Genomic DNA, 24,018 nt, shown 5'->3' with positions numbered 1-24,018 from the left:
TCGCCGCTCGGCCAATCGTGGCTGCCGGCTTTGTATTTGCGCCATACGACGTTGGCGTCCTGCTCGCAGGAATACCGGTACCCCTCCGCCACTTCGGGACCGGTTTCGGTGGCGGCGTCGTTACTGCAACCGATGGTGCCGCGCCATTGGAGGTGCGCCGCGTAGACCGGGGCCTGGGTGAAGTCGTTGTCGGCGGTGAAGAAGCCGAAGGAGAGTTTGCGGATGGGGACGCCGTCTTCGCAGCCGCCGTGCGAGCCGCCGGCGTACATCGCCACCGCGCCCAGTTGGGCTGATGCTGCGCAGGCCATTCGGGAGGTCATTTGGCCGCCGTTGGAGTGGCCGGTCATGTAGACCCGCTTGGTGTCTACACAGCGGTAGCCCTCGATGTCGGCGATGACCTTCAGCAGGAAGTCCACGTCCGTTCTGTTGCCGTTTTCGAAGTACCAGCTGCGGTTGGGTTCCGGTACGTCTTTTTTGCCGCCCAGCGGGTAGGCGACGATGAATTTCTGCTGCGCGGCGAATGGTGTCCAGCCGGATTGGTTTTCGTACGTAGTGGGATTGCTCCCGCCGCCGTGAAGAGCGATCAGTAGCGGTGCAGCACTGGTCAGGCCACTGGGTACGCGGAGGAGGTACGGCCGGTCGATGATGGTGCGTGTCTCCGAGGTGGCGGCCAGTGAGCAGGCTGCCGGTGAAACGTCCGACTCCCCTGGAGCCGGCTCGGCCACGGCGACCGCGCTCGGTATCGCCAGCGCGAAGATGGCAGTGATGACTGTTACGGCCCGAGATACCGGTCCGTACGCAGGGATGCGATGCAACGAATCCTCCCGCCCCACAGGAAAATTGAACTACTACCGTTCAAAACTAACGCCAGGCAGGATGGTTCGCTGAGGTTCGGCGGCAATTGTGACAGTTCCCCAAAGGTGAATCAGATTCCCGAGCAGGCGGCCCACATGCCGCAAAGCTCGCCGATCCACTCCGAAACACGATCACTTCACACTATGCTGGCTCGAACGCTGAACATGATGCAGTTGTTCGAGAGGAACCCCATGAAACGGCTTGCCGTCCTCGCCGTCACAGTCGCCGCCCTCGGCATCGCCCCGGCCGGAATTGCCGGCGCTGAAACCGGAATCCCGTTGGAGTACAACAACACCGACGAGATCACTGCGAACCAGCCTGTCGTCCTGCACACCGGTTCGACCGTGATCGATCTGCTCGCGTACATCGGTGCGGGCTGCGTCGGCAGCTGGAGCCCCGCTCCCCCTGCGTACTGCGTCGGATAACTCGGACTCTGCGTCCACCGCCCCGTCAAGCCAACCTTGCGCAGCCGGTGTCTGCGATAGCTCGACCACCGGGACACACGCCCGGCTGCACCGACCTCGCTCCCGCCCGTGGCACTCTGCGACAATAGGGATGTGAGCACCACCATCAGCCACAGCAGTGGACATCGACTCGGCGACCTGACCGGCGCCGCGACCGGGGCAGCGGCGTTCGTCGCCCGGTAATTCGATGTCTGACCAGGAAGTACCGGAATCGCGATCCGTGCCGAAGGCAACCGGGGCGGGCGCGCGGAAGGTTGTCCAGCTACCGCGGCGTCCCCGGCGGGTTGCCGACGACGCCAAGCCTCCCCGGAAGACGTGGCGTTCAGAGGCCTCCCGCGTCAACGATCCGCCGCCGACCAGGCCGGTCATGCGGTCGGAATTGCAGCGAGAGACCGGGTCGTGGCCGGTGGATTCGAGTACTGCGTGGAATGGTCCCGCGGTGGCCGATACCGGCCGCGCGGTGGCCGATGAAGGTCCCGCATCGGTTCATGCGGGCCCTGCCGACCAGGACGCAAGCGTCGTCGACCTCGACGAATTGCGGCGGAAGCGAGCCGGTGAACGCGCCCCGGCCGCCGGAATCCGACGCATCGCCAAACCGCGCCGGATCGGGAAAGGTCCTGGTGATCGATCCGATGTCGAGAGCGGCGACGGCAACCGGGACGAGGCTCATGATTCTCCGTCGACCGACGGGTATACCGGTCGCCACCGCAAGTAGCCCCTGGCGGGCGTGCGGCGCGTAAGCCGATATCGCCGCCCACCAAATTTGTTCTATTTGCCCGTTTTTGGCGTTTTGACTACCCTCAGACCACCATCGAAGGTACGGGGGACGGTCATGGATCTGCATCAACTTCGGTATGCCAATCCGGGCAGCTGGCAGGCGGCAGCCGACGATCTGCTGGCGGCGGCCAAGGATTGCGAGGAGGCCGTCGCCGAGATTCACGCCAATGGATCGCGTCGGCTCGAGGAATCCTGGACCGACTATCTGGGTGAGATCGTGCGCGGGCGGATCTCCGATGTCACGGGGAAGCTGGAGGAGATCGGGGTCCTGTTGCGGGGCGCCGTCACCGCGCTGGACACCCTGGAGGATGCGGCTCGGATCGCGCAGGCACAGGCCGGTTCGGCGATCACAGCGGGGACCGTCGCGGGCCTGGACCTCGAGGGCGATGTTCTCGTCGTGCCTGCGGGACATCACGATCCGGAGACCGCGGCCGACGACTGCCGGCGGTACAACGCGCTGATCAAGGATGCGATCGATGCGGCCGATCGCGCCGACCAGGAAGTCGCCGGTGCGCTGCGCAAACTGAATATCAACGTCGATACCAGCTCCCTCGATGATGCGCTGAAACAGCAGTCCGCGGCGGTGGCCGACGCGCTCGACGCCATTCGCGAGACCCTGCCGCAGGGCCAGCCCGCCGATGTGGTGAAGGCGTGGTGGGACTCGCTGCCCGTCGATCGGCGCAAGCAACTCATGTTGGCGGTGCCGGTCGAACTGCACGATCTCAACGGGATCCCTGACAGCGTGAAGAAGGAACTCGAAGGTTCCAACGGCTACAACGCGGTCAAGGCGGTGCAGTTCGCTCGCGACCACGCGAACGATACGTCGATCGACAAGTTCCAGAACAACTGCGCGAACTTCGTTTCCACCACTCTCGCGTCGGCCGGTCTCGATTACAAAGGCACTCTGACCACCGATTCGGACGGCTGGAACCGCAGCCGGGCATCGGGAATCAATTTCGATCCCCCGGGGCCCGGTTCCCTGCAGGGACTGAGCCACAGCGATACCTGGTTCAATGCCGAGAAGCAGAAGAATTTCTTCCTGAACAACGGGGCGCAGGAGGTCGGCACCGCCGGCGCGAAACCGGGTGATCTCGTGTACTGGGAGCACACGCAGAATGTCGGCGACTACAAGCCGGGCGAAGCGCACCACACGGCGGTCGTGACCGCGGTACTTCCCAACGGTGACATTCTCTATTCCCAGCACACCACCAACGGGAAGGATTTCAGCCTGACCGACCGGATCGGATTCTCGAATCAGGACGGCGGCACACAGAATGTCCGGATCATTCGGCCGAAGGAGACCTGGTAGTTGAAACGCCCAACGATCGTGTCAGCCGCACTGTTCCTCGCCTGCTTCGCAGCTGCCGTCCTCCTCCTGGGGATCGCCGATCACAAGCTGGATGAGCGGGCCGATGCTCTTCTCGAATCACATTGTGCGCGAACCATTCCCGTTCCTACGGCCGCCACCGCCTCGAGCTGGGCCGCGACAGTCCTCTTGATCTGTGCTGCCGCGGCAGCAGTGGTGTTCCTCGTGTCCGCCACGCGTTTGTCCTCGACGCCGGCAAAAATCCTCGGGATCGTTGTCGCGGCCTCGGCGGTGATCATCAGCATCGGTTACGCACTGGTCGTGGGATCCGCACTGCTGCAACCGAATACCGATGAACCGATCTCGCCTCGCTACCATCCGTGCGAAGCGTTCTTCTGACAGGGCTTCACCATGACAGACGTCTGCATCGACCCCGCGACCGCGCAACAGGCCGGGGTGGACATCTCCACCAACAGCAACGAATCCCGCACCCGGGTCGAGCAGCAATTCGACGAGATCGAACCGGCACGGCAAGCGAACGAAGGCTGGCAGACCGGGCCCGCGCTCGTCGATTTCGCCTCGGCGCGAAAGCAGGACATCCTGTCGAGCCTGGCGGAACTCGAGAGCATCGGAAAGAAGATCGTCGAGATCGTCAGCGCACGAACGAGTGTCGACGAGCGGTACGCGACCAGTCTCGGTCGAATCGGTAAGGCCGTGGACTCCATGTCCGAATAACGGCGCGTCACTGTGCGAGGCTCACCCCGGCATGGCCGGCTTGTTGTTCAAATTCAGCGGCTCGGTGCGAGGGAAGGTCACCGGCAGGGCCGTCAATGCTCGGTGGAACGGGCCGGGCCGCCAGCTCGGGGCGTCGATCGCGAGCTCGATTTCGGGCAGGGCGTCGAGGAGTTGGTCGATCGCCTCCTGGGCGATCAGGTACGCGATCGACTGGGCGGGGCAGGCGTGCGGGCCGATGCCCCAGGCCAGGTGGGAGCGGTTGCCGGTCATATCGTCGCTGCGAATCACGGGATCGTTGTTGCAGGCCGACATACTGATCACGACCGGTTGATTGGCGGGTAGCCAGACGTCGTCGATCAGCATCGGCTGGCGGGGATAGGTGATCAGCAGGTTCGCCAGGGGCGGGTCGTTGAACAGCACCTCGTCCACCGCGTCGCGGGAGGAGAGATTTCCGCCGAGCACACTGCCGCCGAAACGGTCGTCGGTGAGTACCAGCAGCAGGGTGTTGGCGATCAGGTTCAGCTCGAATTCGATTCCGGTGCCGTAGATCTGCGACACATGATGCGACACCTCGGTGTCGTCGAGGGCGGCCGGGTGTTGTTGCAGGACCGAGGTGATGTCGTTGCTCGGTGTGGCTCGTTTGAGGCGCACCAGGCTCATCAGCGCCTCGCCGAGGATGCGGTTGCCCTGTTCGGCGTCGACGCCTTCGAGCAGTTTCGCCGTGCCGGCCGCGACCTGCGCGCCGATTTCCGGTGGGCATCCGAGCATGACGTTCACGAGCTCGAATGCGAGTGGATAGATGTACTGGGTGATCAGCTCCGCCTGGCCGTCCTGGCAGAAGCTGTTGATCAGGGGAAGTGTGGCCTTCTCGACCGCCGCACGCAGCGAGTGCAGATCGACGGCGTCGATACCGGCGGTGATGGCCTCACGGTATCGATGGAAGTCGGCGCCGGAACTTCTGCTCGCCATCGGGCGCCATTCCAGCAGCGGGAGGATCGGGCAGTCCGAGGGCACCGTCTGCTGCCACACGCGCGGGTCGGCGGGAAAGTGTTCGGGATCGTTGAGGATGCGCACCGCGGTGCGATATCCGATCACCAGGGTCGCGGGCACACCCGGCGCCAGTTCGACGGGTGCGAGTGAGCCGTATCTGCTGCGCATTTCGCGGTAGACCCGATGCGGGTCGTCGGAGAAATCCGGGGTGTACAACGGAACGCGCGGGCCGTCGGAACTCGTCGGCGAGCCGTGGGCAACGGGACACATCGTCGGGCGGGTCGGGAACTGCGACGTAGTCATCAACCACTCCAGTTGTCGTATCGCGCGCCGTGTGGAACTGCATGAGGGGATGTCGCGCGCGTCGAAGGCTGCACTGGTCGCGCCCGGACGACCCTGGCCGGGACGACCATCGGCAGCACGATGATCATTCGTGGTACAGCGTTGGTGCGTCAGACGCCGAGGGCGCCCAGGGAATCGTTGTCGTCGATGGCGGTGGTGATGCGCCGTAACAGGGTCAGGCAGGTTTCGTTCGACTGCATCTTGGGCTGGTAACTCGCGCGTCCGATGGTGAAAGCCCATGCGGCGTAGGCGAACATCGACTGCTGGCGGTAGAGCAACCAGGCGTCGTCGAAGGCCGGCGGCTTACCACCCGCCTCCCCCAGCTCGTCCAGGTACGCCGCGAGCAGGTCCCTGTCCCATACTCGGCGGTCTTCCGGCTCGCATCCGGAGTTGACGGTGTAGGCGAAATCGTGTGCCCATCCGCCCCGCATGATGACCTGCCAGTCCACGAAACCCATGCGGCCGGCGCCCGTGACGTAGGTCTGCCCGATGTGGGGGTCGCCGTGCAGCAGCGTCGGCGGAACCTCCTCGGTCGCGATGGCCACCGCCCGCTCGACACCGGCCCACAGCCGTTCGCCGCTGCCGTGCAGGGCCGGCGGAACGACCTCCTCCGCGCGGCGAAGGCCCACTTCGCACCGCTTCTTCATATCGATCGCGGACAGGTACACGTCGAGCATGTACGCCGGGGTGTTGAGGGCGTCGATCGCCTCGGATTCCCAGAAGGTGCCGTGCAGCCGCGCGAGATTGCGGACCAGATCCTCGGCTTGTTCGCGGGTGATCGCGGCGGTGGGCTCGCTGAACACGGCCCCGCGGGTCGCGGCGATGTCCTCCATCAGCGCGATCGACCGCCAGGACGCCGGATCGGACGCGCCCCAGTATCCGATCGGCGCCTCGATGTCGACGGCGGGCCGGAAATCGCGGAAGAACCGGGTTTCCCCGTCGATCATCTTTCCGCCACCCAGCAGTATGCGCTGGCTGAAGCTGGTGGTGGTCTTGGCGAACAACCGGGTCGGCAGCTGCGCGCGGGTTCCCGCCTCGTTGTATTCGACCCGGATAGCCACCCTCGTCGAGGTGCCGCTACTGCCGTTGGACGTCTCGAAGCCCGTCACCTCGGCGCCGGGGACATCGCGGCACAGCACCGCGGTCAGCCATTCGGGAGTGACGTGGTCTCCGGAGATCGGTACGTCGGTCAGGGACCGCGATCTCGGTCCGCGAATCTTCTCACCCAGCATCCGGGTCCCGACGGTGGCAGAACGACCGAGCAACCAGAGCTTGTGATTCACGCACGTATCTCGATTCCACTGTAAGACAACGATTATCCGAGCGAACCGGCGCCCGCACCGATCGCGGCGCCAGAAGCACAGTACCTTACAGCACTCGAAAGCGTTGCAAGACAATAAAATACCTATTGCTTCAATTCTTCGATGCCACATATAGACAGGCGAGACGGACTTACCCGTCGGTATCTCGAGGGTAGTAGCCGAGGGGCCGATCGCCGCGACGACGGTCGGCCCCGCCGGTTCATTCCGGCGCGGAGTCTCGGCCGTCGGCCGCGATCAACAGCGCGGCGAAGGCGAGCGGCGCGATCGCCTGATAACCGATCCAGAGCTCGCCGGCGGTCCGGTTGCCCTGCCGTGCCAGCAGCAGCGCGACGACGGTCACGATCGACCAGCCGCTGTCGTAGCCGATCATGAGCCGCACATATGTGCTCATCGGGCGGCTCCGCAGGTAGGCGAGTTCACTGCCGCCGGCGATGAGAAGAGCTGCGGCACAGGCGATCAGCACCGGAGTGCGAATCATCGTTGCCTCTCGATATGCGGCGTCACACGACGGGGTCGACACGAAGAACGGCGCAGCGGTTCGCCGCGTCGGATATCGTCGTCGGTCGAGGTGAATCCGACCACCGCGACGATCACCAGAATGAATGCGACTACGGCGCAACCGGTTCGGGTGAAATGAAACAATTCCCAGCGTCGCAGGATATCGGCGTAATCCGCCGGCGGGGTACCCACCGCCCATCGTTTGATCTGCTGGTTGATCGGCACATTCCCGAATCTCGTCACCAGGAACGAGAGGATTACCAGTACCGTGGCGCACGCGGCGACCCGGAGTGCGGCTCCCCGGACGGACTTCGACAGCATCGAGACTCCCATCGGGATATCGCAACATCGAGTTGCGATATCTCCGCGCACTCGCGCGCAGCCTCTTCGCGTGGGCCACCAGCGCCTCCGGCCGGGCCATTCTGGCGGTGATGGTGTCCACCGCGGCGGGCCTGCCCGCACCGCCGAACTCCGCCCGGCACGTCTTCCGCGATCGGATCCGGCAAACGCTGCCGGTCGTGACGCGGGCGGTCGCTCGCGGGGAGCTACCCGAAGGCACCGATCCGGCGGAAATGATCAAAACGCTTGTGGCGCCGATCTATTTCCGCGTACTGATCACCGGTGAGCGGGTGGACGACGAGACCGCGGACGCTGCCGCGAGACTGGCACTGGCGGGCGCGCGTGCCGGTCTGTTCACCGAACATGGCCGGGCCCCCTGACGGCCGGTGCGATCACGCATCGGACTCCGGCGTCGCGTCATCCGGCACATGTGGCGTGAGGCCCCATGCGGACAGCCGCAGGTGAGTTCCGTCGGTGTGCCACTGCGTAATCGAGGCATTGGGCACTGGTGGCGGAGCGTCGAGGGGCATCGCTCCGGCACCGGTCAGGACGTGGGCGGTGGTGACGACGATCGCGTCGTGGGCGACGATCAGAATCCGCTCCGCGGTGGTTCGGTCGAGTTCGGTGAGCAGATCACGCATACGTAGCGCGACATCGGCCACCGATTCTCCGCCCGGCGGCCGATAGAACCAATCGCCGAGGCGGGCGCGGCGCTCGTACTCCTGCGGCGCGCGGCGTCGAATGGCTTGCGGCGGAAACAATTCGAAGACACCCATCTCGCGGTCGCGGCAGCGTTCGTCGACCACGACGGGCACGACGCCGCACCCTTCGGCGAGACCCTCGGCGGTGCGGGCCATCGTTGCCCAGGTCTGCCGGGCGCGCAGATACGGTGAGCACACCACCAGCTGCGGCGCCCGGTCCGTTGTCAAGCCGGCCAGCCACCGTCCGAGCCGAGCGGCCTGCTCGTATCCAGTGGGCGTCAGCTCGACGTCGGAGTCGCTGCCCGGGAACACCTCGTCGGCGCCGGCGCTGAAGGCCGCGTTGGCTCGGCTTTCACCGTGGCGGATGATCCAGAGGTCGCGTATGCGATATCGCGGCGGAATCGTAGCCGCGGGAACGGACGGGAATGCGCTCGACGGGTCGGGACCCATTGCCGTCATCCGATCCTCCCTTTCGGTCCCGCTGCGCGACCAGGGTGCGTGTGTTCGGCGGGTTGTGTTCCAGCATGCCCGACCGGTGTAGCTAATCCTGGTTACCGAGCAGACTCCACCGCCGCGCCGGCCGAAGCCGGGTGATTCAGCGAGTTGCTCCGATGGAGAAGACGATGTCGATCAGGCGGGTGAAGCGGGTGGTCAGGTCGTCGGCCGATTCTTCGGGATGTGCGCGCGCCCAGGCCATTACCGCGTCGACGGCGGCGGTCCAGATGCCGGCGAGCGCTTCGATATCGCGTTCGTCGGTGTCGCCCAGGGCGTCGAGGAAGCGGCGCACGCCCGAGTCGGCGTGTGCGGCGATCCGGGTGCGGTAGCCGTGCACCAGATCCGCTACCGCGCCGGTCGACGGGGCGGTCGGGTCGTGGATGATCCGCCACGCGGTGCGGTCGGGGCCGAGGGTGTCGAAGAGGCCGCGCAGTGCGTTACCCGGCATCGCGAAAGGTGCTGTGGTGGGGTTCATTTCGTCGTCGAGGCGTGCCAGGAGCGGGTCGGCCAGGGCGGTCAGGCACTCCGCGTAGAGCTGTTCCTTCGAGGTGAAATGCTGGTAGACCAGCGCCTTGGAGATGCCCGCACGCCCGGCGATGGACACCATCGATACGGCGGCGAACCCGCGCTCGGCGAACTCCCGCATGGCGGCGATCAGGATCGTCTCGCGGCGGTCCTGCGCGGGCATGCCCTTGGTTCCGAGTCCGGCGGCCGTTGACATGCGCCCGAACTTACCCTACGGTCACTTCCATTGAAGTGACCGTAGGGTCATATAGCCGTTCCGGAGAGTGCCTGCGATGACCCTGTGGGAACAGATCAACCAGCCGGTGACCTACGCGGTGCCGTTCTTCGCGCTCGCGATGGTCCTGGAGATCGCCGCGCTGCGCGGTCATGCCGAGGGTCGCGGCGGCTACGACGTGACCGATGCGCGAACCAGCCTGACCATGGGTTTCGTCTCCCTGTTCGTCAGCGGTGCCGCGAAATTCGCCGCACTCGTCGGCTACGCGGTGCTGTACGTGCACGCGCCGTGGCAGGTCGATCCGCGCAACCCGCTGTCGTGGCTGGCGGTCATGCTCGCGGTGGATCTGCTCTGGTACGCCTATCACCGCCTCGCACATCGCGTCCGGGTGGTGTGGGCGGCGCATCAGGTGCACCACAACAGCCGGTACTTCAACTACGCGACGGCACTGCGCCAGAAGTGGAATCCGTGGTTCGAACTCCTGGCCTGGGTACCACTGCCGCTGTTGGGCGTGCCGCCGTGGATGATCTTCACGGCCTGGTCGTTCAACCTGATCTACCAGTTCTGGGTGCATACCGAGACCATCGGGAAGCTGCCCCGCTGGTTCGAATTCGTCTTCAACACGCCGTCTCATCACCGCGTGCACCATGCCAGCGATCGGGAGTATCTGGACCGCAACTACGGCGGCATCCTGATCCTGTGGGACCGCATGTTCGGCACCTTTCGCGCCGAAACCTTCCGCCCCACCTACGGGCTCACGAAGAACATCGAGAGCTCGAACGTCCTCACGCTCCAGTACTACGAATTCGGTGCGCTGTGGCGAGATGTGCGCTCCACCAAGCGCATTCGCGAATGGGCCGGGTACATGTTCGGCCCGCCCGGATGGGAGCCCGGGCCCGCGTCCACGGGCGAGCCCGCCGATCGACTTCCTCCGCGCTGACCGGTATCAACTCCGGCCGGGCCGTCACGAGCTCGCCGCCATCACCGAACGCTGCGCTCGCCCCCCGCAGTTCGCCGAGTGCCGAAGACGTGCCGCGTACGGTCATCCGAGGGGCCCCGCTCCTGCCCTCCCGGCACGCCGGAGGATCTGACGAATATCCGGCCCTGACCGCGCACGCTGGCCGATGTCGGTTACCGTGCCAGGGTGAACGACCGTATGCGTCCGCCCTGTGTGGTCGTGATGGGGGTCGCCGGCACCGGGAAATCGACAGTCGGTCGCCTGCTGGCAGGCCGGCTCGGGATTCCGTTCGCGGATGCGGACGACCTGCACTCGGCCGCCAATATCGCGAAGATATCCGCGGGTATTGCGCTGACGGATGAGGATCGCGCACCGTGGCTGGCGGCGGTGGGGCGCTGGTTACACGATCGGATGGTCGAGAAGTCCGGCGGTGTGATCGCCTGCTCGGCGCTGAAGCGGAGTTATCGCGATACCTTGCGGACGGCCGCGCCCGAGGTGCTCTTCGTGCATCTGACCGCGCAACGCGAGGAATTGATCGAGCGTGTGACCGGCCGCCGTGGCCATTACATGCCCGTCTCCCTGGTCGATTCGCAACTGCGGATGCTCGAGCCACTGGACGCCGCCGAACGCGGTGCGGTTCTCCACACCGATCGCGCACCGGAAGTCCTCGCGGAGAATGCCGCCGCGCTGCTGCACGAGCCGGACATCGGGTAGTGCGTTTCCGGGTCACCGGCGACGGCACATGGTCGATGTCTCGGTGATCGGGAGGTCTGCCCTGGCGCGCTGCCGGGAGTCCTAGCGTCGACGCGTGCCGCGCAATCAGACCTTTCCCCACCTGCTCGCCCCCGGGACGATCGGGCCGATGACCGTCCCCAACCGCGTCGTTCTGCCCGCGATGGATATGAACCTCTGCGAGGACGGCGAGATCGAGCAGAGCGATATCGATCATTTCGTCGCCCGCGCGGCCGGCGGGACGGGGTTGATCATCACCGGATGCTGTGCCGTCGCCTATCCGGTGGGCTGTGCGAGCACCAAGGAACCCGGGCTGTCCGAGGATCGGTTCATTCCCGGTCTCCGCGCGCTCGCGGACGCGGTCCATGCCGCGGGCAGCAAATTGTGTGTGCAGATGACACACCACGGCAAGATCGCCCGGATCGATACCGTGCAGGGGCGGCCGCTGCTGGTTCCCTCGGCGCCGCGCGGCTCGGCGGATATGTCGGCGCTGGCCGACAACACCCCGGAAGAATTGCGGAAGCTCGCGGCGGTCACCGGCGGTAAGCAGGCCACCTATCGCGAAGCCACACAGGATGATATCGATTGGGTGGTGCGGTGTTTCGCGGAGGCCGCGGGGCGGGTGCAGGCGGCCGGTGGCGACGCCGTCGAAATTCATTGCGCGCACGGGTACATACTCGGCGGTTTTCTGAGCCGGGCGGACAACAAGCGGACCGACGAATACGGTGGCTCGCTGGTGAATCGGGCGCGTTTGGCGGTCGAGGTGATTCGCGCGGTCAAGGCGGAGGTCGGCGATGCGCTGGCGATTCTGGTGCGGATCGCGGGGCGTGAATTCGGTGAGGACGATGCGCTGACCACCGAGGAGGCGAAGCAGGCGTCGGCGCTGTTCGAGGCGGCCGGCGCGGACGCTGTTCATGTTACCGGCTGGGGACGAAACCCGTTCTCCAACTTCACCGATGGGCCGCTACCCGACCGCGTCGGCGCCTACACGGAATTGGCGGGCGAGGTGAAGAAGGCCGTCTCGATTCCCGTGATCACGGTCGGGCGGGTGTTACCGGAGATCGGTGAGAAGGTCATCGCCGAGGGCAAGGCGGATTTCGCGGCGATGGGACGGCAACTACTCGCCGACCCGGAATTGGTGAACAAGTTGCGTGCCGGGACACCGCAGAACGTTCGGCCCTGCATCAATTGCTATGTGTGCGTTCAGGAAAACTTCTGGGACGACACCCCGCTGTGTGCGGTGAACCCTGCACTCGGCGACGAGAAAGTCCTTCCGTTGGTTCGCAGCACGACATCGAAACGTATCGTCGTGGTCGGGGCCGGTCCCGGCGGGCTCGAGGTCGCCCGTCTCGCGACCGAGCGTGCACACCGAGTCACAGTGCTGGACAAGGCGGATCGCCTCGGCGGTACCCTCTGGTTCTCCAGTCTGACCACGCCCGACAACGAGCGCCTGCTGAACTGGCTGAAGAGTCGAGTGGAGCAACTCGACATCGATATCCGGCTGCGGACCGAGGCAACCGCGCCCTTGATCCAAACGTTGAATCCCGACGTCGTCGTGGTGGCCACCGGCGCGGTGCGGGATCGCCCGGCCGTTCCCGGCGGCGATCTGCCGCATGTGCACACCGGTGATACGTTGCGCGCCTTGATGACCGGCGTCGGAGACGGGTCCCGGGTGTCGCCGTTGCTGCGCACCGTCGCGAAGCTGGGCAAGGTTTCCGGTGTCACGAAGAGCCCCGGCGCGATCCGATCGGTGACGCGCAGATTCCTGCCGATGGGCAAGAACGTGGTCGTCATCGGCGGTTCGCTTGTCGGATTGGAACTTTCGGAATTCCTGGCCGAACGCGGACGGGCCGTGACCCTACTCGAGGAAGGGCAGCAGCTGGGTGTGCCGATGGCGATGCCTCGGCGGTGGACGGCCGTTCGGCATGCCGGCGAGGCGGGTGTCACCATCCACCGGCATGCGACCGTACAGCGAATCACCGAGCGACACGTCGAATTTCGCGTCGGCGACCGGATTTTTACCGCGGCGGCGGACATGGTTGTGGTCGCCTCGGGTGTGTCTGCGCAAGCACCCCTGGCCGATGCCCTGGCGGGACTGGTTGCCGAGGTGCACGTCGTCGGTGACGCCGGATCGGTCGACTACATCGAGGGCGCGATCCACTCGGCGTGGAAAGTCGCGGCGGCGCTGTAAATCAGCTCGAGGGCAGTGAATTCGGCTCCAGCCCTGTCGATTCCGTGACATCCACGGCCGGGAACCGGAGACCGACCAACTCCTCGGAGATCGTCCAGATCCGGCGCGCGTCGTCCTCGCTGCGCAGGCGCGAATACAGATCCTGCTCGGCCGGTGCGCCGGACAGGTGGCGGAACCCGCTCGGGCCGTAAAGACGGCCACCTTCGGCCTGGGGCGACGTAGCGGCGTACAGCGCGGGCAGCAGGGCCGACTCCACCTTGCCGAACAGGATGCCGCGTTCGGCCAGCGCACGGATGACCCGGACGAGCAGACCGCGCGCGAGCTCGCCGATCTGATCGCGACGGGGTTGCTCGGCGGCCGCTGAGACCGGTGAACGACGTCGCCCCGGTCAGGCATCGACGCGCAGGAGTTTCCTTATCCCCCAGCGGATTCCACGCCCCGTCCCGACCAGGAACACCACGATCGCCGCCGCGCCCAGTGCGCAGCGCAGCCAGTACGCGGCGCCGACCGGGGCCTCCCCCATGGCCGCGTGCAGGCCGTTCTGCCATGCCGCGGCGCGCACGACGACCGCTGTCACCACGAATCCGCAGACCAGCAGGATCGGGACGCGGTGGCGACCGAAGCGTTCGTCGACATCGAAACGCCAGTGGCCCAATGTCATTCGCACCAAACCGGCCATTCCGATGGCGAGTGCCACCGGCACACCGGTGACGATGGCCTGGGATACCGAGGTGCGCGGCAGGACTGCCGGAAGCAGCGACATCACGACGGCGATGGTGACGGCCACGACCGTATCGATGCGCGGGCGCACGTGGAGGGAACGATGGCGGCGCGGCTTCGTCGTCGCGTCGGCCAGGCTGGTTGTGCTCTGAACGGCCATAGCGGTCACCCGGCGGCACCGGCTTCCACGAGGGCGGTCGGGGTCGCGAGCCGAGCCGGCCGCAGCCGTCGCCACGCCACGATGCCGACGATCGCCGCCGAGACCGCTCCCACCGCGGCCGGACCGCCGAAGTGGAGCAGCTGATCGCTGAGCCGTTCGCCGGACAGTTGCGTGCCGAACAGAAACTCCGGGTCCGGGGTGGCGTAATTCTGTCGCCGGGAATTCAGGTCGACGCCCGTGGTGGCAACCGTCGCCAGGACATCGCAGCGGGCGCGGGCACCGGTGTCGGCGCGCGTATCGCAGGCGGCGTGCATACGGCGCTGCAGGGTGGCGTCGATGGCTTGGCGGGCCCACGGCTGCAGCGGTTGCTGCCGCTGTTCGGCGTAACGCAGCATGTCGTAGCCCAGGTCGTGAGCCTTGCAGGCCTCGGTGAACTCGGCGGGCAGCTGAATCGGCGACGAGCAGTCACCGTCGGGATCGACCAGAATCCCGTTCTCGACCACCGGACGATAGCCCGCCTCGGCCGCGAAATCAGCGGGTAGTGCCACCGACCACGGGTGGTCGCCGACCAGATCGGTGACCGCCGCGCGGGCCGGCGCATTCTCCACACCCGGCTTCGCCACCGCCGCCGAGGCGGGCATCGCGGGCGCGAAGGCCAGCGGCACCATGGCGGTCATCACCGCCAGCATCACCGAGACGACCACCTGGCGGACCTTGCCCAGGCGTCGTGGCCGGCGATCTCGGGCGGGTGCGGTGGGCGTCGATTCCGGCAGGGCGTGCGGCCCGGCCGGACCCGGTGATGCGTCGGTCATGGATGCCGAAGGTAACCGATTCAGCTGAGAAAGACCGACTCGTGGGCCTCAATCCTTCATCAGCCCGATCCAGATGTGGTCGCGGGCGCGGGTCAGCGCCACCATGGTCTGCCGTGCCGCCAGCTCCGCCCGGTCGCGCTCGCTGCCGCGCGAACGGTCGACGGGCGCGGTCGGCGCGTCGGTGAGGTGGAACACCGCGGCGAAGTCCATGCCCTTGGCGCGATGCACGGTCCCCACCTTCACCGCATCATGCTGGGTGCCGTCGTAGTGTTCGAGCGAGACCGCCGGAATTCGCTTGCGGCGCAAGGCTGCTCGGACCCGCTCCGCCTGACGATTGGTGTCGGTGATCACGGCGACGTCGGAATGCAGATATCCGGAGTCGGTCAGGGCCGCGATGACCTTCTCCTCGGCCCGCGACCGCGAGAAGGTTTCCGAGCGGGCGGTGCCGCCCGGCAAGACGACCTCGCTGTCGCGCAGGACGAACCCCGGTGCGCCGTCGAGGTCGTCGACCGTATTCGTCGCGTCGACCCGCTTGGCGTAGTCGTGCACGGCGGCGCGATTGCGGTAGTTGGTGCGCAACACCGCGCCGCGGCCGACGATCGGGATGCCGGCATCGGACAGGCGCCAGCCGCCGGGATAGACCTGCTGCTGGCCGTCGCCGACCAGCAGCAGCGGCGAGGTGGAGGTGCCACCGGCGATCTGGTGGACGAGTTTGAGCTCCATCAGGGTGAAGTCCTGGACTTCGTCGACCACTACCAGGTCGTAGGGTGCGTCCAGCGGCGCCGCGCGCAGTTCGTCGATCGCCAGATCGATCACGTCGTTGAAATCCACCGTCGCGAGGTCTTGGAGCGCCGCCTGATACGGCAGGTACAGATGATCCCAGACCAGCTCGCGGTGCGTTTTGTCCAGCCGCAGGCGGTTTCGGCCCACCCGGTCGATCTTCAGATAGAGGTCGTGATCGATACCTTGGCCCTTGATGACCCGATGCAGTTCGTCCTTCCAATAGCTCGGATTCGGCTCGAGGGGTTCGAGGTGGCGGCGGGCGTTGCGCCAGGCGTGATAGAAGGCGTTGTCCCCGCTGCCCAGGCGGCAGCCGATATCGCGGCTGCGCAGAAACTGAGTGGTCCAGGCGTGGAGTCCGGTGAATTCCACTCGCTCACCCGCATGCGGTGCGAGGCGCCGGAACCCCGATTCGTGATAGGTCGGCAGCGTCCGCACGAAGCTGGTGAAGAGCTGCCGCCCGGCGCCTTCTTTCGACAGCCGTGCCATGCGATGCAGGGCGACGACGGTCTTCCCGGTTCCCGCCGGGCCGCTGAATCGCGCGGGGCCGTTGTAGTTTCGGTAGACGAGGTCGAGTTGGTCCGGGTCGAGGAACGTCATCCATTCGCTGAAAGGTCGCTTCAACGCCCGCGCTCGTTCGTCCGCATGTAGGGTTTTCGTCTCGAAAAGCCCTTCGGCGGGCGGGGTTTCGGGCACCGCGTTGCTGTCGGCGGACAGCAGCGCGAACCAGGTGTTGCGTTCGGCCACCGTCATCGCGATCTGCCGGGCGCTCCGGCTGGACAGGCGCGCTTCGGCGAACAGCCGCGCGGCGAGGGTGGTCGGGTCGGCCGCGACGTAGCGCGCCTCGACCGGCGTGTCGGCCGCCTCGTCCATCAGCAGCAACACCTCGATCATATGCGGCACATACCGGGTGCGGCCCGCGGTGAGATTCGCGAACGTCTCCTCCGCACGCCACCGGATCCGGCGCAATTCCGCAGCGGGCGGCACCATCTCGGTGAGGACCAGGGCGAAGACGCCGCCCGGGCCGACGGCATAGGCGTCGAAGCGATCCGAACGGCTGTTCTCGCGTTCCACGAGCACATGCCAGCCGTTGCGCATCAACGGCACCGACAGGAACCGGCGCCAGGCCGGCGTGAGTACGGTCAGTTCGCCCAGCTGTTGCGCCACTCTGTGGCGACGCCGCTCGAAGTCGATATCGGCCATCACGGGCCCCCTTACCGGCGTAGCCGGGCGGGTCCGTGCTGGAGCCGCCACACCCCTGGCTACCAAAACCTGTGTCTATCAAGGTATTACATCGCGCGAAGGTGTGCAGAGGATACGGCCGGAGAGGGTTGGGGTGAGTGGTCTACATCCGCCGATCCCGTTCGCCGGCATCGAGATCCGGCGGCGCCGGTCACCAGCGCGACCTTGCCGGCGAGTCGTCCGCTCATCGCGCCACGCCCTCGATTCCGGCGGTCAGCAGTTCGCGGGCTGCCGGGTTTCCGGTGCGGCAGTGTTCCCGTGGCGTGGATCCCGCGGCCCTGAGGCCCCGATTCCGCCGAACAGCGCCGATGTAGCCTGGTCGGCCGGTGGCGACTGCCCGCGGGCCGTCGCCGCACCCGCACCCCTCTTCACGTCCCGGAGGTCTGCCATGACGACGTTGTCCTCGCCGCGTTCGGACGGTAAGGCGGCATCGCCGCACCGCTACGAACGCTTCGTCGCGATGGGCGACAGCCAGACCGAGGGACTGTGGGACGGTGACGACGGCACCGGTCTGCGCGGGTGGGCCGATCGGCTGGCCGAGCGCCTGGTTCAGGACAATCCGGAGATCCGGTACGCCAATCTGGCGGTGCGTGGTCGCCGCCTCGCCGAGGTCCGGGACGAACAACTCGACGCCGCGCTGGCGATGGATCCGGATCTGGTCGGCATCTGCGCGGGCATGAACGACGTCACGGCGCCCGGCACCGACTTCGCCGCGGCACTGGACCTCATGGAGGAGCTGTACGCCAAGCTGACCGCCTGCGGCGCAACGGTGGTGACGACGACGTTTCCCGATGTGCGCCGCATCGTGCCGCTGGCCGCCCGCTACATCGGACCGCGCGTCGACCTGATCAACGATCGAATTCGCTTGTGCGCGAGCCGGTACGATCTGCGCCTGGTCGATCTGTTCGGCGCCGCGTCGATGGTCGATCTGCGCATGTGGAGCGCGGACCGGCTGCACGGCTCCGCACTGGGTCACGAACGGTTCGCGCTGGCCGCCGCGGAGGCACTGGGTCTGGACGGCGCCGATCACAACTGGGCCCTGCCGCCGGACGGCTTCGAGCGTTTCCGCGCGGCCGGTGCGGTCTGCGAACTCGCCTGGGTGGCAGCGACATTGCGCCCGTGGGTGTGGCGGCGGCTGCGCGGCGTGTCTACCGGTGACGGCCGGTCGGCGAAACGCCCTGAACTGCTGCCGGTCATGCCGGCCGGAATGTCCTGAATGGCCGAAGAATTCGCCGCGCAGCAGTTTGTCCGCTTCGCCGGAAACCGAATTTTTCTTCGGGGCGGATCCCCCCCGCAGCGACCGGCGATGCGGTAAACAATTCGGGTGGACAGTGACGGTCGGCAGGGCCGACGCGGGCTGAAACTCCTGACCGAACGGGCCGGCGAGCCGTTCGGGTTCGTCGCGTCGGCGTTCGAGCCGATACGACTGACGCAGGCGCGACGCTGGGCCGAACTGTCCGTCGGCGAACTGGCGGACGCGGCAGGTCTGTCCGCCGCGGTCGTCGAACAGTACGAGATCGGCGCCCTACAGCCCGATCCGGACGTTCCGGCCGACCTGGCCAGGGTCTTGCGAGTTCCCGTCGACTACTTCGCCACCGGACGCCCGATGTGCCGGATCGACGCCGCGGACCTGCATTTCGATGATCCCGGTTCGGCCACCGCATCCGATCGGGCGAAGGCGGTGGCGTTCGCGGAATACCTCTGGGAGTTGGCGTACACGCTGGCCTGCCGGATGCGGTTCCCGGCGCTCGACCTCCCCGCCCTCGAAGAAGGAACAGCGCCCGCCGACGCCGCGCGCCTGCTCCGCGACCACTGGGGCATCGCACCGGGTCCGCTGGCCCATCTCGGCGCGACACTCGAGGCGCGCGGCGTCGTGGTGGCTTTCGCGCCGGCGACGAGTGCGGCCATGGCCCGGGTCGGCACCTACGCCGCGCACACTTGGGGGCGCTCGCTGATCGTCGTGGCCGCCCGGCACACGCAATGCGTCTACGGCTACCGGTTCGCGTGTGCGCGCGCACTCGGGCATCTGCTGCTGCACCCCTGCCCGCTGCCGGGAGACCGGACGCAGGCGGAGGAGGCCGACCGGTTCGCCGCCGAACTGCTGGTTCCCGCCGATGACATGGATCAGCTGTTTCCGTCGCCGATCCACTTCCCCAGCCCGGCGGCGCTCGCACGGCAGTGGGGTGTGCCGACCGAGGTGATCAGGCGGATCGGCCAGGACCGCGGGCCCCGCATGCACATTCTCGAACCGACCCGGACTTTGGATCACGACCGCGAGCCGGTCGCCGACTATCCCGGCGAGGCTCCCGGATTGCTCGCGGAGGCCGTGGCGCGGGCGCACAGCGCGGGGTTCGGCCGCGCCGAACTCACCGACGAACTGCGCTGGACCTCATGGCTTCTCGCCGAAGTCCTCGGCGAGGCGCAGGTCGGCCCGCACCTGTCGGTCGTGCACTAGCCCCGCACTTCTCGCATCACCTTCGCGAACGCCTCCATCGCAGGCTCCAATACGGTGACGTAGGAGAACCCGTAGCGTTCCCGGCGTTCGCGCACCTGATCGGCCATCTCGGCGGGTGTGCCGATCAGCAGGGTCGGCGCGTCCAGCACCTCGGCGACGCTCAAATGATCCATCTGCGCGGCGATCTCGGTGGCGGCGGCCCTGCGGTCATGTGTTTCCACGACCTGTTGGACCAGGATGTTGAATTCCGGATCGCGGTCGTACTCGGTGACGAAACGCCGTGCCGCGGCGACACGTTCATCGACCGTTTCGGCCCTGGAGAGGCGGATCGAGCCGTCGGTGGCGCCGGGGACGGATTCGCCACCGGTGAACGCGATGATGTCGGCGTGGCGGGCGGCCAGCCGCAGCATGCGGTTGCCGCTGCCGCCCAGCAAAATGGTGGGATGCGGTTCGGGCAGCAGCCGCCGGAGTTCGGTCAGCGTCTTCTCGAGGTGGTCGACCCGAGTCCGGGGGGTGCCGAAATCGATACCCGCTTCCTCGAATTCGTCTCGCACATAACCGGTTCCGAGGCCGAGCTCGAGCCGGCCGCCGGTGAGCTGCGCAGTGCTGACCACATCGCGAGCCAGCAGAACCGGGTTCCAGAACGCGGCATTCAGGACGAAGGTGCCCACTCGCGGGCGTTCGACGGCCTGCGCGGCGGCGAGCACCGACGGGAAGGGCGCCGGGAGTTCCAGATGGTCGGGAACCAACAGCACGTCGTAGCCGAGCGATTCGGCCCGCCGGCATTTCGCGGCCCACTCGTCGGCGGACCCGGGGCTGAGGAAGTTGACTCCGAAGCGGAATTCGCGCACCCCACGACTCTATCGGTGGCTACTCGGCCATCGCATGTGCGCGTTCGACCACGCTGGTCGGAACCTTCGGCAGGGCGTTCGGATGTCGGCTGCGCAGCCAGGCCAGCAGTTCCTCGCGCACCGCGCAGCGCAGCGTCCACACATCGTCGGCATTGCGGGCCGACATGGAGGCGCGGACCTGGATGCCGAAGGGAGTGCTGTCGGTGACCAGCAGATTCCAGCTGCGGCCGTCCCAATCGTCGCGGGTGCGCAGATAGTCGCGCAGATGTTCCCGCAGTTCGTCCACCGGCGTGCTGGTGTCCAGGTAGAGGAAGACCGTGCCGGTGATCTGCGGGCCACCCTTGGACCAGTTCTCGTACGGTTTGGAATTGAAGTACGAGACCGGCATGGTGAGACGGCGGTCGTCCCAGATGCGGACGGTGAGAAACGACAGCGTGATCTCCTCGACCGTGCCCCACTCCCCCTCGACCACCACGGTGTCGCCGATCTTCACCGAATCACCGAACGCGATCTGCAGGCCGGCCACCAGATTGCCCAGCGTCGACTGCGCGGCGACACCGGCGATCACGCCGATGATGCCGGCCGAGGCCAGCAGCGAGGTTCCGAGGGTACGCAGATTCGGGAACAGCAGCAGGATCGCGACCGCCGCGGTGGTGATCGCCAGCACCGTGGTGATGATGCGCCGGACCAATGTCAGCTGCGTGTGCAGCCGCCGCACCTTGGCGATGTCGTGGGTGCGGTGAGCGTATTTGTCCAGCGTGTTCTCGGCGACCGCGTCGACGGCACGCACCACCACCCAGGCGGCGGACAGGATCGCCACCGCGGCGAGGACGTTCAGCACGACCGCGTCGTGGCGCATGTTGATCTCTGCCAGCGGATAGGTGAAATGCAGGGCTATCGTCGCCAGAAACACCTGCAGCGGCAGGTGGATGCGACGCAGTAGACCGGGCAGTCGATTATTGGGATGCTTCTGTGCGGCGTGGCACAACAGGCGGTCGACCAGGACGCCGATCGAAATGGTGACCGCGAGCGTCGCGGCGAAGACCACCAGCGGTCGAAGTACCTCCTCCAAGGCTTCCAACTCCTTGCGACGGCTGTATCTCGGGCTTGCTGTATTCAGGGCTTCCAGCCACGCTACCGAGCGAAACCGCAGCTCGCCGCCGCTCGCGGCTGTGCGAAATCCGACACTTTCGCGACCTGGGCCGATGCGGTGAATCGTGTTTCACGGCAAGGCTTCCGGGTATTTTCCGCTACCCGTCCGGAGGTCGCCGGCACCGTCCACGCGGGTGATGCGCGCCGGATCAGTCGCGGGGCGTAGCCGCGAATACGCCCGCGGGCGCAGGCACGATTCACCGAAGCGTCCTACGCTGGGTGCATCGTGATTTCGTTTCCCGGTGAGGCGGTTGCCATGACCGATTTCGACCCCGCGGTGTTCGGGTCGCCGAGCGTCCGCGTCGGCACGGCCGAACGTGAACAGGCCGCGGCCGCCCTCGGCGACCATTTCGCGGCCGGACGCCTCGAGCTCGACGAATACGACGAGCGCGTGAGCCGCGCCTACGCCGCGAAGACCGCCGCCGACCTGATCGTCCTGTTCGGCGACCTGCCGCGTCCGCAACCCGCGCCGCCGGCTCGGCCGCGGCGGGAGGCCCGGCGCGCGCGCCCGGTGTTCCCGGCGCTGCTGCTGGCCGCCGTGGTGGTCGCGGTCGTGATCGTCGCCACCACCCATATCATTCCGTTCTTCGTCTTCCCGGCGCTGTTCTTCCTGTTCATCCATCACCGCCGCGGATACGGCCCGCCCCGATACGGCCCCCGCCGGCACTACCGGGTGTGAATTCACGGCGCGGAGCCGGTTCACGCGGACATGCGCAAGATCGGTCAAGCGCGACATAACCCGCACCGACCACACTGAACGGCGTGACGACCGGACGTGACCGATTACGGGAACTGCTCGATTCCGTTCTCGACGAGAACAACACCACCCTGAGCGCGATGGCGCAGGGCGCGTTCGCCTCGCCCTTTCACTTCTCCCGGCAATTCTCCCGCGGCACCGGCGAGTCGCCGGTGGCAATGCGGCGACGGGTGCTGCTCGAACGCGCCGCCTGGCAGTTGAGTGGCGGGGCGGCGGTGACGGAGGTGGCCTTCGCCTCGGGCTACGACTCGGTGGAGGGGTTCAGCCGGGCCTACAGCCGCGCCTACGGTCATCCGCCGAGCGCGACGCCGGCCGCCTCCCGCACCCGCTGGCTCCCCGCGGTGAACGGGATCCATTTCCACCCCCCGATGTCGCTGTGGGTGGAGGGCGAACCGAAAGGCAGACACGATATGGATCCGACGTCACTGCTGCTGCACCACGACGTGGAGGACACGCGCGAACTCCTCGACATGGCGAAGGGCCTCGACGAGCACCGGTACCGGCGCCGGCGTTCGTCGGCGGCGGTGCTGGCGTGGGACGGACCGGACGCGTCGATCGCGACCGTCCTCGCACACCTGGTGCGGACCAAACAGGTGTGGCTGGCCGCCATCGAGGGCACCGATCAACCCGACCGCGGATCCGACGACCTCCCCGAACTGACACGGCGATTCGAGGAGACGGTGCCGCGGTAGCTGGATACCGTCCGTGACATCGACCGTCGCGGCGGCTGGGACGACACCCTGATCGACGCCCTGTGCGAGCCGCCGGAGAGTTTCGTCCTCGGCTCCGTGATCGCCCACATACTCACCTATTCGGCCTATCGGCGACTGCTGGTGCGCCAGTGGATCGACAACGAATTCCCCGATCGGACAACCGAACACGACAACGGCGACCCCATCATGTGGTTGCGCAAGAGAGGATGACCATGCCCCGCACCGTGTACTACACCGCCACCACCCTGGACGGATTCATCGCCACACCGGACCATCGATTGGACTGGCTGTTGACCCGGCAGGTCGACAACGACGGACCGATGGGGTACGACGCGTTCATCGCCGACATCGGCGCTATCGCCATGGGCGCCAACACCTATCGGTGGGTCCTCGACAACCATCCCGAGATGGAATGGCCGTACCCGATGCCCGCATGGGTCTTCACCCACCGCGACTTCGATCCGCGCACCGACGGGGCCGACGTACGGTACACGCAGCAGCCGATCACCGTGGTGCACAAGGAGATGGCCGAGGCCGCGGCGGGCAAGAGCATCTGGATCGTCGGCGGCGGCGAGCTGGCAGGACAGTTCGCCGACCACGGATTGCTGGACGAAGTGTGCGTATCGATCGCCCCCATCACACTCGGAGCAGGACAGCCACTGCTGCCCCGCCGGGTCGAGATGAAACTGACCGAACTGGCACAGAACGGTGAATTCGCCTGTGCCCGTTACGCGATCGTCCGTTAGCTCCGATGGATGTGCGACCGTGAGCCCGCGGCGCACCGGCGACAGAGTGCCGGTGACATATTCCGCGCCGATGACGCAGCGGATAACGTCGGCGGCTCCGGCGGGATGCCTACCCGGCCCGCCATCACGGATCAGGCGGCGTCGCGGAACCGCGCGCACGCCCACCACCGGCCGAGGTGGGCGTGC

The 24,018-nt window shown here is 66.8% G+C and carries 26 protein-coding genes and 1 pseudogene; 13 read left to right on the top strand and 14 right to left on the bottom strand.

Translation table 11 applies throughout. The features are described from left to right. The coding region (locus NK1_RS09165; protein ID WP_157104165.1) for a CE1 family esterase at nucleotides 1-833 on the bottom strand (833 nt) is incomplete at its 3' end. 87 nt (nucleotides 834-920) lie between these two features. On the opposite strand from NK1_RS09165, the gene NK1_RS09160 reads away from it, so the two are divergent. Beyond that, nucleotides 921-1,280 carry a hypothetical protein gene (locus tag NK1_RS09160; RefSeq protein WP_157104164.1) on the top strand — a complete coding sequence of 120 codons (360 nt, stop codon included), beginning with the start codon at nucleotides 921-923 and terminating at the stop codon, nucleotides 1,278-1,280. Nucleotides 1,281-1,641: 361 nt separating this feature from the next. Here the strand turns inward: NK1_RS09160 and NK1_RS34320 are convergent, their stop codons facing one another. After that, entirely contained in the window at nucleotides 1,642-1,989 is a 348-nt protein-coding gene (locus tag NK1_RS34320) for a hypothetical protein (RefSeq protein ID WP_157104163.1), read from the bottom strand. A gap of 93 nt (nucleotides 1,990-2,082) precedes the next feature. On the opposite strand from NK1_RS34320, the gene NK1_RS09150 reads away from it, so the two are divergent. The 3 genes from NK1_RS09150 to NK1_RS09140 are packed head-to-tail and all read left to right on the top strand — an operon-like array spanning nucleotide 2,083 to nucleotide 4,137. Then, entirely contained in the window at nucleotides 2,083-3,405 is a 1,323-nt protein-coding gene (locus tag NK1_RS09150) for an amidase domain-containing protein (protein ID WP_157104162.1), read from the top strand. Beyond that, the gene (locus NK1_RS09145) at nucleotides 3,406-3,801 is read left to right on the top strand and encodes a hypothetical protein (RefSeq protein WP_157104161.1); all 396 of its coding nucleotides are present in this window, start codon (nucleotides 3,406-3,408) and stop codon (nucleotides 3,799-3,801) included. It begins immediately after the preceding gene. 12 nt (nucleotides 3,802-3,813) lie between these two features. After that, nucleotides 3,814-4,137, top strand: coding sequence for a hypothetical protein (locus NK1_RS09140; protein WP_063008111.1), 324 nt, complete (start codon nucleotides 3,814-3,816; stop codon nucleotides 4,135-4,137). 21 nt (nucleotides 4,138-4,158) lie between these two features. Here NK1_RS09140 and NK1_RS09135 read toward each other — a convergent pair whose 3' ends face one another. From NK1_RS09135 to NK1_RS09120, 4 genes are all read right to left on the bottom strand, one after another. Then, nucleotides 4,159-5,430 (bottom strand): cytochrome P450 family protein, encoded by a 1,272-nt coding sequence (locus NK1_RS09135; protein ID WP_063008110.1) that lies wholly within the window; start codon nucleotides 5,428-5,430, stop codon nucleotides 4,159-4,161. Nucleotides 5,431-5,579: 149 nt separating this feature from the next. Then, entirely contained in the window at nucleotides 5,580-6,752 is a 1,173-nt protein-coding gene (locus NK1_RS09130) for an aminoglycoside phosphotransferase family protein (RefSeq protein ID WP_063008109.1), read from the bottom strand. Nucleotides 6,753-6,990: 238 nt separating this feature from the next. Continuing rightward, complete coding sequence (locus tag NK1_RS09125; protein WP_063008108.1) at nucleotides 6,991-7,269, bottom strand: hypothetical protein; 279 nt, start codon at nucleotides 7,267-7,269, stop codon at nucleotides 6,991-6,993. After that, complete coding sequence (locus NK1_RS09120) at nucleotides 7,266-7,610, bottom strand: anthrone oxygenase family protein (RefSeq protein WP_245660405.1); 345 nt, start codon at nucleotides 7,608-7,610, stop codon at nucleotides 7,266-7,268. Before NK1_RS09120 ends, NK1_RS09125 begins: the two co-directional genes overlap by 4 nt. 32 nt (nucleotides 7,611-7,642) lie before the next feature. On the opposite strand from NK1_RS09120, the gene NK1_RS09115 reads away from it, so the two are divergent. Further along, nucleotides 7,643-8,008: a TetR-like C-terminal domain-containing protein gene (locus NK1_RS09115; protein ID WP_063008106.1), complete on the top strand. Its 366-nt coding sequence runs from the start codon at nucleotides 7,643-7,645 to the stop codon at nucleotides 8,006-8,008. A gap of 12 nt (nucleotides 8,009-8,020) precedes the next feature. On the opposite strand, the gene NK1_RS09110 is transcribed toward NK1_RS09115, so the two are convergent. Both NK1_RS09110 and NK1_RS09105 read right to left on the bottom strand, forming a co-directional pair. Further along, on the bottom strand, nucleotides 8,021-8,788 hold the full coding sequence (locus NK1_RS09110; protein ID WP_084460720.1) for a histidine phosphatase family protein: 768 nt from the start codon (nucleotides 8,786-8,788) through the stop codon (nucleotides 8,021-8,023). Between the two features lie 136 nt (nucleotides 8,789-8,924). Continuing rightward, on the bottom strand, nucleotides 8,925-9,545 hold the full coding sequence (locus NK1_RS09105; RefSeq protein WP_063008105.1) for a TetR/AcrR family transcriptional regulator: 621 nt from the start codon (nucleotides 9,543-9,545) through the stop codon (nucleotides 8,925-8,927). A 76-nt stretch (nucleotides 9,546-9,621) separates the two neighbouring features. On the opposite strand from NK1_RS09105, the gene NK1_RS09100 reads away from it, so the two are divergent. The 3 genes from NK1_RS09100 (at nucleotide 9,622) to NK1_RS09090 (ending at nucleotide 13,444) form a co-directional block, all read left to right on the top strand. Continuing rightward, complete coding sequence (locus NK1_RS09100; RefSeq protein WP_063008104.1) at nucleotides 9,622-10,503, top strand: sterol desaturase family protein; 882 nt, start codon at nucleotides 9,622-9,624, stop codon at nucleotides 10,501-10,503. 216 nt (nucleotides 10,504-10,719) lie between these two features. Next, entirely contained in the window at nucleotides 10,720-11,235 is a 516-nt protein-coding gene (locus NK1_RS09095; protein ID WP_063008120.1) for a gluconokinase, read from the top strand. 94 nt (nucleotides 11,236-11,329) lie between these two features. Beyond that, nucleotides 11,330-13,444: an oxidoreductase gene (locus tag NK1_RS09090; RefSeq protein ID WP_157104160.1), complete on the top strand. Its 2,115-nt coding sequence runs from the start codon at nucleotides 11,330-11,332 to the stop codon at nucleotides 13,442-13,444. Nucleotide 13,445: 1 nt separating this feature from the next. Here NK1_RS09090 and NK1_RS34315 read toward each other — a convergent pair whose 3' ends face one another. The 4 genes from NK1_RS34315 to NK1_RS09070 form a co-directional block, all read right to left on the bottom strand. Further along, complete coding sequence (locus NK1_RS34315) at nucleotides 13,446-13,700, bottom strand: Rossmann-fold NAD(P)-binding domain-containing protein (RefSeq protein WP_063008103.1); 255 nt, start codon at nucleotides 13,698-13,700, stop codon at nucleotides 13,446-13,448. A 132-nt stretch (nucleotides 13,701-13,832) separates the two neighbouring features. Further along, a complete protein-coding gene (locus NK1_RS34310; RefSeq protein WP_063008102.1) occupies nucleotides 13,833-14,324 on the bottom strand; it encodes an alpha/beta-hydrolase N-terminal domain-containing protein in 492 nt (163 codons plus the stop codon). A 5-nt stretch (nucleotides 14,325-14,329) separates the two neighbouring features. Then, the gene (locus tag NK1_RS09075) at nucleotides 14,330-15,136 is read right to left on the bottom strand and encodes a hypothetical protein (RefSeq protein ID WP_063008101.1); all 807 of its coding nucleotides are present in this window, start codon (nucleotides 15,134-15,136) and stop codon (nucleotides 14,330-14,332) included. Nucleotides 15,137-15,184: 48 nt separating this feature from the next. Next, a complete protein-coding gene (locus tag NK1_RS09070; protein WP_157104159.1) occupies nucleotides 15,185-17,119 on the bottom strand; it encodes a UvrD-helicase domain-containing protein in 1,935 nt (644 codons plus the stop codon). A gap of 427 nt (nucleotides 17,120-17,546) precedes the next feature. Here NK1_RS09070 and NK1_RS09065 point away from each other — a divergent pair, with 427 nt between their 5' ends. Together NK1_RS09065 and NK1_RS09060 are read left to right on the top strand one after the other, a co-directional pair. Beyond that, entirely contained in the window at nucleotides 17,547-18,374 is an 828-nt protein-coding gene (locus NK1_RS09065) for an SGNH/GDSL hydrolase family protein (RefSeq protein ID WP_063008100.1), read from the top strand. 108 nt (nucleotides 18,375-18,482) lie between these two features. Next, nucleotides 18,483-19,613: a helix-turn-helix domain-containing protein gene (locus NK1_RS09060; protein WP_063008099.1), complete on the top strand. Its 1,131-nt coding sequence runs from the start codon at nucleotides 18,483-18,485 to the stop codon at nucleotides 19,611-19,613. Here NK1_RS09060 and NK1_RS09055 read toward each other — a convergent pair. Then, the gene (locus NK1_RS09055; RefSeq protein WP_063008098.1) at nucleotides 19,610-20,464 is read right to left on the bottom strand and encodes a TIGR03621 family F420-dependent LLM class oxidoreductase; all 855 of its coding nucleotides are present in this window, start codon (nucleotides 20,462-20,464) and stop codon (nucleotides 19,610-19,612) included. The two genes, NK1_RS09060 and NK1_RS09055, sit on opposite strands and share 4 nt — an antisense overlap. A gap of 19 nt (nucleotides 20,465-20,483) precedes the next feature. Continuing rightward, nucleotides 20,484-21,536 (bottom strand): mechanosensitive ion channel family protein, encoded by a 1,053-nt coding sequence (locus NK1_RS09050; protein WP_063008097.1) that lies wholly within the window; start codon nucleotides 21,534-21,536, stop codon nucleotides 20,484-20,486. 336 nt (nucleotides 21,537-21,872) lie between these two features. On the opposite strand from NK1_RS09050, the gene NK1_RS09045 reads away from it, so the two are divergent. The 3 genes and pseudogenes from NK1_RS09045 to NK1_RS09035 all read left to right on the top strand — a co-directional run bounded on the left by NK1_RS09045 (nucleotide 21,873) and on the right by NK1_RS09035 (nucleotide 23,832). Next, nucleotides 21,873-22,295 carry a DUF1707 SHOCT-like domain-containing protein gene (locus NK1_RS09045; RefSeq protein ID WP_063008096.1) on the top strand — a complete coding sequence of 141 codons (423 nt, stop codon included), beginning with the start codon at nucleotides 21,873-21,875 and terminating at the stop codon, nucleotides 22,293-22,295. Nucleotides 22,296-22,378: 83 nt separating this feature from the next. Next, a pseudogene (locus tag NK1_RS09040) lies at nucleotides 22,379-23,296 on the top strand (helix-turn-helix domain-containing protein). 2 nt (nucleotides 23,297-23,298) lie between these two features. Next, nucleotides 23,299-23,832, top strand: a complete 534-nt coding sequence (locus tag NK1_RS09035; protein WP_063008117.1) for a dihydrofolate reductase family protein — start codon at nucleotides 23,299-23,301, stop codon at nucleotides 23,830-23,832. Nucleotides 23,833-24,018 lie beyond the last annotated feature (186 nt).

The organism is Nocardia kruczakiae NBRC 101016 (assembly GCF_001612965.1).
Taxonomy (GTDB): Bacteria; Actinomycetota; Actinomycetes; order Mycobacteriales; family Mycobacteriaceae; genus Nocardia; species Nocardia kruczakiae.
Note: the sequence above shows the minus strand (reverse complement) of the source record. Positions and strands in the feature narration are given on the sequence as shown.